Origin of the sequence: Mucilaginibacter sp. (assembly GCF_039207105.1) — a bacterium.
Lineage (GTDB): Bacteria > Bacteroidota > Bacteroidia > Sphingobacteriales > Sphingobacteriaceae > Mucilaginibacter.
The window spans coordinates 1-10,765 of sequence record NZ_JBCECK010000159.1; the positions used below are offsets into that span (position 1 = coordinate 1).

Here is a 10,765-nt window from a genome sequence, read left to right on the forward strand (position 1 = left end):
GCATAGGTGTTAACGAAGTACCTGTAATACCTTCCACCATGTTTACCAGGTTAAGGTTGGAGTTTTCTTCAAACCGGCGGTTCATGCGACCAAATGCCACATGGCTCAGGTTTTTAAGCCACTCAAAGTATGATACCGTTACACCGCCCGCGTTGGCATACATATCAGGGATGATAATACCACCATTAGCATAAAATATAGCCTCGGCCTCTGGCGAGGTTGGGCCATTCGCACCCTCGGCAATAATTTTAGCCTGTATGTTGCGGATGTTTGATTCGGTAATTTGGTTTTCTAATGCTGCCGGAACCAGGATGTCGCATGGTTGCTCCAGGCCTTCCATCGTGTTTTTAAATTCCTGCAGGGCACCAGCGTAACCTAATATTGATCCGGTTGCTTTGCGATGCTGGAATACAGCTTCTACATCAAGTCCGTCTTCATTATATATAGCGCCTTCAAACTCGCAAAGGCCAACAATGATAGCTCCAAACTCGGCCAAAAACTTAGCCGAATAGTAACCCACATTACCCAAGCCTTGTACAATAACCTTTTTACCGGCCAAACCAGGCAGCAGGCTCAGCTTCTGCATATCCTCACCAACGCTAACGCACTCACGGATAGCAATGGCCACACCGCGACCAGTAGCTTCGCGCCTGCCGGCAATGCCATGCAAAGCAATTGGCTTACCGGTTACCGCTCCCATAGCATCCAGTTGTCCCGGGTTCATGGTAGCATAGGTATCAGCTATCCAGCTCATTTCGCGCTCGCCAGATCCATAATCAGGAGCAGGAACGTCAATGCTTGGGCCAATAAAGTTTTTCTTGATCAGTTCAACCGTATAGCGGCGGGTAATGTTCTCCAATTCGCTTACGGTATAACTTTTAGGATTTATTTTGATACCGCCTTTGGCTCCGCCGAAAGGAACGTTAACAATGGCGCATTTGTAGGTCATTAAGGCGGCTAACGCCATCACCTCATCTTCATTGACCATTTCGCTGTAGCGGATACCGCCCTTTGTTGGCGATTGATGGTGCGAGTGCTCTACACGCCAGGCATCAACCACCTCAAAACCGTTACCCCTGCGGATGGGAAAACGAAACCGGTAAACACTGTTGCAGGATTTGATCTGATCTAATAAGCCGGCATCATGAGTGGTAAATTGCGCGGCATAATCAAAGTTTTTACACACATCGCCAAAGAAGTGTGTTTCTTGGTCAGCGACTAAAATATTCGTAGCCATAGTTGTTATATAAATATTAAACTCTTAAAAAAGTACTCAAATTTGATACTATTTTTATCAAATTTGCAAATATTTTATAGTTAGTGTCTTATCTACACAGCTCAACAACCCCAGAAAATCCATGTTTAAACAACATAGATAAATTTTTTAGACTACTTTTCTTTTTCGATTTTTTTTAACCTTCTATCGATAGAAAACAAATAAATGGCCAGTCCAACAAAAACAATACATATGGTAGCTATCACTACATATATTTTGCCCGAGCTGCGCATAACATCGGCCATTTCAACCTGCTGGGCAGGCTGGGCAAAAACTGCAGTACAACACACCAGTAAAAACAATAAAAAGATTATTTTTTTCATATTAATTTATAGCGTTCCTTTTATTTTCAATTAAACGTATACGATAACGGATAGTTGCTATCCATAAAGCGATAAAGCTCCAGCCAAGCATGGCCGGGTAAAATGCAACCTTCATTCCGTTATCCAGATCATATTTACCAAACGCGGGGTTACCACCGCTACCTGGGTGTAATGAATCTGTAAGCCTTGGCAAAACAAATATCAACACAATCATAATTGGAAAAGCGAAAATGTTATAAATAGCCGATATTTTAGCGCGCTTCTGCTCTTCATCAATAGAGTTGCGTAATACCAGGTAAGCACAATACAACAAAAAGGCTATAGCCGCGCTGTTTTGTTTAGGGTCGCCGCTCCAAAATTCGCCCCAGGCATATTTCGCCCAAAGCATGCCGGTTAACAAACCAAGTGAGTAAAACAGTAAGCCGGTGTTTACACATTCAACAGCTGCCAGATCGTCCTCTTCTTTGCCGTATCTTAAATATTTGATGCTGAAGTAAACCGACACAACAAATACCGTCAGCATTCCCATCCACATGGGTACGTGAAAGTACAGGTTTCTTATAGTTTCGTGAATGATAGGCAGACGGGGAACCTTAAAGAGTAAACCGGTATAAAAGGTGGATAACACCAATAAAACGGCTATAACTTTCCACCATGTTTGATAAATAAATTTCATATTGATGCAGCAAAGGTAGTGAATTACTTTATTTGTTCATTGGCTATTTAGTTCATTAATACTGCCGTTTATTGTCACATAATTGACAGTATTTACGCTAATATTAAACAGCTAAATACAACAAAACTTAGTCACCCGGCTCGTAATCAACCGGCAGCAGATCGGCCAATTTAGCTTTTGACCAGGTACCCTCGTACAAAGGGCTTGGGTTTGATACTACGATGCCATTCATATCAAACAGGATGTACTTATTGTACAAGGTAATGATGCTGGTTTCATAATTGCCCATATCCAGCGGGCGGTAAACATCTTTAAATTCGGTTGTTTCGGCCTTTTTGGTGTACACCACATATAAAAAATGTGGAAACACAACAGCGTATATCCCCTGCTCGGGCGTTTTACGCAATATCTCCAATGATTGATAAGGGATACGCACTAAATTTTCGCGGTTCCATTTGGTAAGGTTTGACAGCTTGTACCAATACATCAGCGAATCGCGGTTAGGAGTTATATCCCTGAACCTTTTTATCTTTTGCGCTAATAAAACTTCATCCGGCCGTTCGTGATTCAGAAAACGGGTAAAATCATGCGCCTCAAAACCTTCCTCTTTCAGCTTGTCCTTATATAGCGACCGGTAAAAATGTTGGGCCGAACCATAATAAGCATCCTCACGCTTTTGTTTCCAGATCTTTTTTTGCTCGGCAGTACCCGGCAGCTCTTCAAAAAGCGCCTTGCCAGCATAACTGATAGTATGTTCAATACCGTCGCTCACAAAGTTTTTGAGCAGGAATTTTGTTCGATAGCCGAGTGCTTTGTTCTCTACGACTAAAAACTCATCTCCCGATGCTTCCAACTGCTGCTTGTTACGATGATAGATCAGGTTTAAAATATGCGGATTAACTACATGGCACAGTTTGGAGTTTTCGGTAGTACCAATAAAATCTCGCCTAAACTGTTCATAGTTTTTTTTCCAATCGGCAGCACTGCTGATCACTACCTCGCGCAGCATCAATACTTTCTGGGTAAGTTCAATGTCGAGTTTTATGGGAGCATTTCCCACTTGTATAGTTTGCGAATAATCTTCAAAACCAACCGTGGTAACCACCAGTTCGTACTGGCCTGGTTTAACATTGGCCAGGGTAAAGGAACCATCATCGGCGGTAACGGCACCGTAAGTAGCATTACTTAAAAAAACGCTGGCCCTGGGTACCGGATTTTTAATACCGGCACTTACTACCTTACCTGTAATAGTCGCGTTTTGAGCCAGCAATATGAACGGGCATAAAATAAGGGTTAGAATGATCCAGTAAGGCCGCATTAATCAGGATTACTACAATATTTTTTCAAGATACTAAAAAACACTTTTTTTATGAACGCTTGATGAAATTGTAAGTTATTTATTTACGGCCGCTGTATATTTAAGATGTAAGGCCCTTAATCCCTCCACAAATACGGAAAAAGCAACAGCGCGGTAGTAATCACAATGGCATTAATGGCCAGCAGCACACCAACATTGCCCAGGTTAAAACTACGGTCTACCCCGTCCATCGCGTTTTTGCTGAGTTTAATAAGCACTAATATTACCGGTATAATAACCGGGAAACTTAGTATGGCCATCAGCGTACCGTTATTGCCCGCTTTTGACGCGATGGCCGATATCATGGTAAATACGGTTGAAAAACTTAAACTGCCCAGCAATACGGTGAGGAAATAGTATAAAGGATCGCCAAGGGTATTGGTAAAGAACACCATGTATACTAACAATGCTAATATGCTTAATAACGACATCAGCATAATGTTATAAATGGTTTTTGAAAGTATAATAGCCTGCGGACTTGCAATGGAGTAATAATAAAGTAAACGGTTCTTGCTCTCCTGCATAAAGCTTTTGGCTATGGCGTTAACAGAAGCAAACAGCATAATTATCCAGAACAACACGTTCCATACTACCGCGTAGCCTGTGCTTCCGCTAAAACCGGCTGTCAGGTTAAAGGATATGTAGCAAACAAATACAGTTGATACCACATATAACAAAACACCATTAAAGGCATATTTTGACCGCCACTCCAGCAAAATCTCCTTTTTTAAAAGGTACCATGTTTCATTAACCAGTTTCATACGGCGCAAAGGTAATAATTTAGTTTAGTGGTTTATTTGCCATACAGGAAATCGCTTTTAACTTCAACAGAAGATCAGGAGGCACCTACGGAGCCATTTGCTAATTTGTTTTTAACCTATAAACAGGCAACTCCGCCGGAGTCAAAATAACAAATGACGCGATGGCTCCGGAGGAGCAACCTGTTTATAGAAGGTATAACGGTCTTTCACGGCTCCTTAGGAGCCTCCTGTTTTAAAAGCGATTTCTCTGATTTACTCGTGAGTTCATTTGTTTGATTATGGTTATTGCATTAGCTTTGAATTTAATTCAACCAGTTTATAAAGAAATGCCAGTAGCCTATTGCCATACCCCATTGGGGATAACCCGCATTACTGAAGACGAAGGCTTTATATCTGGCGTATCAGTTTTAAATGAGGAGCATGAGGTTATGCCCGCGCCTACCCCGCTTTTGCAACTGGCTATTACCCAACTCGATGAATATTTTAAAGGCGAACGCAAAACTTTTGATCTGCCTATTAAACAGCCAGGCTCTGAATTTCAGCAAAAAGTGTGGGACCAGCTGCTAAAAATAAATTACGGTAGTACCATAACCTACTCGCAGCAATCAAACCTGATGAACAGCCCGCTGGCTATAAGAGCTATAGCGGCAGCAAATGGTAAAAATAATTTATGGATCGTGGTACCCTGCCACCGGGTTATTGGGGCCGATGGCAGCCTTATCGGCTATGCAGGTGGCCTTTGGCGTAAGAAGTGGCTGTTAGAGCATGAGGCCCGCACCAACGGCACGGGCCAAACCAAGCTTGAGTTTTAATATTCGTTTATGCTTCTACCTTGAGCAAACGGCTCATTTTTTCGTGCAGCTGATACGGCTGAAACGGCTTGGCCAGCACATCATTCATACCGGCAGCCAGCGCTTCCTGCTGCTCATGGCCTAATGACGATGCCGAAAGCGATATAATAGGTATACTCCTTTTGGGTTCTTCAAAATCAACACGCAGAGTGCGGGCAGCTTCGTAACCATTCATTTCGGGCATGTGCGTATCCATCAAAATAAGGTCGTAATTTTTAGCCTTCAGCTTATCAATAGCCTTGCGGCCATTATCAACCATATCAACATCAACATTCCAGTCTTTTAATATTTTTGACAGCATAAACTGGTTAACCATATTATCCTCGGCTACCAGAACGCTGATATTGTTAAAAGGAGTCAGTATTTTCTTGGGTTTATTATTATGGTTTTCGCTTGGCTTAGCCGCAATGGTATGCCAGTTTATAAAGTTAAATACGCTTCCTTTACCCAACTGGCTGGTTACTTCCAGCTCGCCGCCTTTTAGTTCGGCCAATTTTTTAACAATGGCCAAACCAAGTCCGGTGCCACCATATTTATTACCGGTATCTTCCTCGGCCTGTTCAAACGATTCAAAGATCTTATTGAGCCTGTCGGCAGGTACACCAATACCCGAATCCTCCACACTGTATTTTAGTTTTACCTTATCGTTGTGTTTTTGCAATACCGATACCGTAAGCTTTACGTGGCCCCTGGGTGTAAACTTAATGGCGTTACTCAGCAGGTTCATCAAGATCTGGTTAAGACGTAACGAATCAACCATAAGGTTTTGAGGCACCCGGTTATCTATCTCCAGTACAAAATCAATATTACTTTCGTCGGCCCTGAATTTAAGCAGGTCAAAAACCGATTTAACCAGATCATATATGTTATTTGGCGTGCGTACAATGTTAAACTTGCCGGCTTCTATCTTTGATATGTCGAGCACATCGTTTATTACACCCAATAATGAACGGGATGATGTCTCGAGCAGATCAAGCATGCTTTTTTGCTGCTCGTTCAGGTCGGTTTTCAGCAGCAGATCGGTTATGCCTATGATGCCGTTAACCGGGGTACGCAGCTCGTGGCTCATATTGGCCAAAAAGGTTTCTTTTACTTTTTTACCATACTCGGCCTCTTCCTTTGATTTGATCAATTGCTCCTGGTAGCTTTTTTGGGGAGAAATATCACTGATGTTCAGGAAGATTATTTTATTATGATACGATACCCGGCATTCAGCCCATAATACCCGTTTATTAAACGTTTCCAGCTGTACCTCAAAAACCGCGAAGTGAAGACTATCCTTAATAATTTCGCCAAGTTTTGTGCGAAACACTTGCTGATGCCCGTCAACAGCAAGGTCAACAATGCTCCGGCCTGATAGCTCCTCTGGCTTATAGCCCATGATGTTTTCAACAGCCGGGTTAATGTTATTGATGCGCAGTGTTTGAGCATCTACCGAACATATAATATCGGCTGAATTTTTCACCACAATGGCAAAGTTCTCCAGCTCTTCGTTCTTCACCTTTATTTCGGCCTGGCTCCGGGCCAGGTGTACAAATGAGTCAACTTTAGCTGATGTTATGTAAGGGTCAAGTGGTTTATAAAGGTAATCAATAGCCCCAGTGCCTAAACCCTTTACCGCGTACTTTGTTTCTTTTGATATGGCCGTTACAAATATCACCATGATATCCCTGGTGCGTGGGTTTGATTTAAGCATTTCAACCAGCTCAAAGCCGTCCATTTCAGGCATCTGCACATCTATCAATGCTATGGCTATATGTGTTTCCCAGGCTATCCTGAGGGCTTCATTAGGGGAAGTAGTTGAATATATACGAATATCATCTCGCTTGAGCAGTGCTTCAAGTGCGATGATGTTTTCTTCGCGGTCATCAACTATAAGAATATTAACGGGGGTCATTTAATATTAGTTATATATATGATAAATCACTGTGTGTGCAAAAGTTCAAATATCTCGTTGGTACGTAGTATATAGCTTGCTGCACCTAAATTAATAGCCGATACCGGCATTTCGTTCATTTCCGCGTCGTCAGGGTGCTGGGCTATGGTAACCGCGCCGCTGTTTTTTAGCTTAAGCAAACCCTCGGCGCCATCCTGGTTTGCTCCTGATAATAAGATGGCCATACAGCGCTCTTTATAAATTTCAGCAGCGCTTTCAAAGGTAACATCAATCGAGGGTTTTGAATACCAAACCGCCTCAGAAACATCCAGACTAAAATAGCCATCGGCCTCAATTAACGTATGATAATTGGCTGGGGCTATGTAAATAGTGTTCCTTTTAACAGCATCCTTATCTTGTATTTCGCGGAGTAACATACGACTGTTCTCGGCAAAAAGTTTCTCTATTTCGCTAAAAAAATTTTTCTTTCGATGAATAATAATGATCACTACTTTATCCAGATCGGCAGGCAGGGATTTCACCATCTGAAACAAGAGTTTAAATGAGCCTGCCGAACCACCTAACAATAAAACCTCGGTAGTACGCCAGCGTTCCAGTAAATTTTTATCAGGTCCCAATTTTTTGATAAATATTTTCTTTTTGATTGATCACTTTAAACTTCTTTTTAAAAACATCAGACCGTATAGTTTCCTTGCTGCCCAGGCACAAATATCCCAGCGGACACAGGCTTTTATAAAACAACTCTAAAATGTGCTCCTGCAGCGCGGTTTCAAAATAGATGAATACGTTTCGGCAACTGATCAACTGGAACTCATTAAATACATCATCAGAAACTAAATTATGTACAGAAAACAGCGTATTCTGCTTTAGCTCATTATGTATGGATGCAGCATCGTACAAAATGGTAAAATTATCAGATATGGAGCCTTTTAGCCCTGTATACTGATAATTCTCCGCATAATTTTTGATGTTGCGTAAGCTATATATTCCCTTGCGCGCCTCTTTTAATACCTCGGTATTAATATCGGTACCATATATGAACGATTTTTTACTGAGCCCTGCCTCGCGCATTAATATGGCCAGCGAATAAACCTCCTCGCCTGTTGAACAGCCCGCGCACCATACTTTAGCATGCTGGTATGTTGAAAGGTAAGGAACTACCAGCTCGTTCAGCGCCTTATAAAATGATGGGTCGCGAAACATCTCGGTAACGTTCACCGTGATCTCTTCTAAAAAATTCTGAAAAAAGTGCTGATCGTTAACCAAAATATGTTTCAGATCATAAAACTCCAGTTTTTTTAGTTGCATGATGCGCACTATCCGCCTTTTTAACGAAGCCTTGGTATAGCCCGAAAAATCGAACCCGTGAAACCTTTTTACAAGGTCAATAAGTTCGGTTATTTGTTGTGCCGTTATAATAACTGCGGTATCGCTCATTGTTTAACTTTCAAGCCACAATTGCATTAATGAGATGAGCCTGTCCATATCAACTGGCTTGGTGATGTAATCATTGGCACCTGCCTCAATACACTTTTCACGATCGTCTTTCATTGCTTTAGCTGTTAAAGCTATTACGGGTAATTTGGCCCATTTGTTTTGCTTACGGATATATCTTGTAGCCTCGTAGCCGTCCATTTTAGGCATCATAATATCCATTAGTACGATATCAATATCACTGATCTCCTCCAGCTTGGTTATGGCTTCTTCACCGTCGTTAGCAATTTCAACAACCAGATCATAGCTTTGCAAAGCACTGCTCAGGGCAAAAATGTTACGCATATCATCGTCAACAATCAATACCTTTTTGCCTTTGATGGCCTCTTTGCCTTTGTTAGGTACTTTGGCTTTGGTAAATGATGGAGCTTGTTCCTGCTGATTCACCGTTGTTTCACTGATCTTATTCAGGAACAGGTTTACCTCGTCAATTAACCTATCGGCAGATTTGTTGGTTTTTACCACCATAGCGTTGGCATACTGCATCAGCCTGTTTACCGATGTTTTATCAAGCTCCATAGCTGTATTCACAACTACAGGCAATGACGCGAAACGATCAACCTCCTTGATCTTATCCAGCAGGTCAAGACCAGATATATCTGGCAGGTTCAGATCCAGTATCACACACTGGTATTCGTTTTCATGCAGCATCCGGAAAGCCGATTCGCCATCAAAGGCCTGATCAACTGCAATACCCTGCCCCTGCATCATTTCTTTCAAAGCCTGGCTTTGCGCCTTATGATCCTCTACCAGCAATATCTGTTTAAAGCGGGTACCACTTTGCAGCATGATGTCGGCAAAAAGCTTATCCAGCGTTTCGGTATTAATTGGCTTTTTGAGGAAGCTAATGGCACCCTCTTTACGCACCCGGTTGGCAGCAGCTTCACCAGCCGACATCAGGTGAACGGGGATGTGCATAGTTTGCTCATCGCCTTTCAGCTCTTTCAATATCTGCCAACCGTCTTTACCCGGCAGCATAATATCCAATATCACGGCATCTGGCAAAGCTTCCTTTACAGTTTCAACAGCGGTGGTACCTTCATGTACCATGATAGATTTATAACCATGCTCGCGGGCATAATCCTGCAATATATTGGCAAAGTTTTTATCATCCTCCACAATTACAACCAGCGGCTCGCGGTTATCATCGCGGGTTATGGTTTTGGCAGGCTTCAGGAAAGCCGCGCCATTTTCTGATTTAAAAGATGCCGGCTGTGGTAATACCTCTGCATCAATAATGGCAACTGCTTTTGCCTGAAAAGGTATGGTAAGCACAAACTCGCTGCCAACACCCTGCTCGCTGCTCAGGCTAATACTGCCACCCAATAAAGTGGCCAACTCCCGGCTTATAGAAAGGCCCAGGCCTGTACCACCGTATTTACGGCTGGTTGAGCCATCGGCCTGTTGAAATGCTTCAAATATGATACGTTGTTTTTCGGCAGGTATACCTATGCCCGAATCCTTGATGGCAAAACTAATGGTATCTGGTTTTTCGCCCGGCCTGGCGGTAATGGATATAGATCCGTTTTCTGAGGTAAACTTGAACGCGTTGGAGAGCAGATTTTTTATAACCTGTTCAACCCTTACCTTATCTGTAAATATGGCTTTAGGTAAGCTTTTTTCAATACTGGTGCTGTAGTTGATTTTTTTGTTGCTGGCAAATTCAGCAAACAGCATTTCCATGTCGCCCAAAATATCGGATACCTTGATATCCTCATTTTGCATCTCCAGCTTGCCCGATTCAATTTTTGACAGGTCAAGAATATCATTGATCAGCGTAAGTAAATCATTACCGGCATTAAAGATCACGCTGGCATATTTCACCTGATCTTCGGTAAGGTTATGCGGTTTATTATCTTTCAGGATACGGGCCAACACCAAAATACTGTTCAGCGGTGTACGCAGCTCATGGCTCATGTTAGCTAAAAACTCCGATTTATATTTACCGGTTGTTTCCAGTTCGTCAACTTTGAGGTTAATAGCAGCGCGGGCCTGTTCAATGGCCTGGTTCTTTTCTTCAAGCAGGCTGGCTTTCTCTTCCAGCTCGGCATTAATGGTACGCAGTTCTTCCTGTTGTACACGCAACTCTTCTTCTGATGCCTGCAACATTTCTGTTTTGTTCATCAGCTC

At 42.5% G+C, this 10,765-nt stretch carries 10 protein-coding genes; 1 reads left to right on the forward strand and 9 read right to left on the reverse strand.

The window, feature by feature from the left end; genetic code table 11:
* The 5 genes from AAGC65_RS21745 to AAGC65_RS21765 form a co-directional block, all read right to left on the reverse strand.
* Positions 1-1,237, reverse strand: a 1,237-nt coding sequence (locus tag AAGC65_RS21745; protein ID WP_343114570.1) for a Glu/Leu/Phe/Val dehydrogenase, incomplete at its 3' end; no start/stop codon positions are given.
* Positions 1,238-1,389: 152 nt separating this feature from the next.
* Entirely contained in the window at positions 1,390-1,599 is a 210-nt protein-coding gene (locus AAGC65_RS21750; RefSeq protein ID WP_343114571.1) for a CcmD family protein, read from the reverse strand.
* Position 1,600: 1 nt separating this feature from the next.
* The gene (gene ccsA / locus AAGC65_RS21755; RefSeq protein WP_407940698.1) at positions 1,601-2,275 is read right to left on the reverse strand and encodes a cytochrome c biogenesis protein CcsA; all 675 of its coding nucleotides are present in this window, start codon (positions 2,273-2,275) and stop codon (positions 1,601-1,603) included.
* A gap of 127 nt (positions 2,276-2,402) precedes the next feature.
* Positions 2,403-3,593 carry a carboxypeptidase-like regulatory domain-containing protein gene (locus AAGC65_RS21760; protein WP_343114572.1) on the reverse strand — a complete coding sequence of 397 codons (1,191 nt, stop codon included), beginning with the start codon at positions 3,591-3,593 and terminating at the stop codon, positions 2,403-2,405.
* Between the two features lie 116 nt (positions 3,594-3,709).
* Positions 3,710-4,393, reverse strand: coding sequence for a heme exporter protein CcmB (locus AAGC65_RS21765; protein ID WP_343114573.1), 684 nt, complete (start codon positions 4,391-4,393; stop codon positions 3,710-3,712).
* A gap of 326 nt (positions 4,394-4,719) precedes the next feature.
* Between AAGC65_RS21765 and AAGC65_RS21770 the strand changes: the two genes are divergently transcribed.
* Positions 4,720-5,205, forward strand: coding sequence for a methylated-DNA--[protein]-cysteine S-methyltransferase (locus tag AAGC65_RS21770; protein ID WP_343114574.1), 486 nt, complete (start codon positions 4,720-4,722; stop codon positions 5,203-5,205).
* 7 nt (positions 5,206-5,212) lie between these two features.
* Here AAGC65_RS21770 and AAGC65_RS21775 read toward each other — a convergent pair whose 3' ends face one another.
* From AAGC65_RS21775 to AAGC65_RS21790, 4 genes are all read right to left on the reverse strand, one after another.
* Positions 5,213-7,141 (reverse strand): response regulator, encoded by a 1,929-nt coding sequence (locus AAGC65_RS21775; RefSeq protein ID WP_343114575.1) that lies wholly within the window; start codon positions 7,139-7,141, stop codon positions 5,213-5,215.
* 26 nt (positions 7,142-7,167) lie between these two features.
* A complete protein-coding gene (locus tag AAGC65_RS21780) occupies positions 7,168-7,758 on the reverse strand; it encodes a chemotaxis protein CheB (RefSeq protein ID WP_343114576.1) in 591 nt (196 codons plus the stop codon).
* Positions 7,748-8,578, reverse strand: a complete 831-nt coding sequence (locus AAGC65_RS21785) for a protein-glutamate O-methyltransferase CheR (RefSeq protein ID WP_343114577.1) — start codon at positions 8,576-8,578, stop codon at positions 7,748-7,750. Before AAGC65_RS21785 ends, AAGC65_RS21780 begins: the two co-directional genes overlap by 11 nt.
* Before the next feature lie 3 nt (positions 8,579-8,581).
* Positions 8,582-10,765 (reverse strand): response regulator (locus tag AAGC65_RS21790; RefSeq protein WP_343114578.1); only part of this gene is annotated, 2,184 nt, incomplete at its 5' end.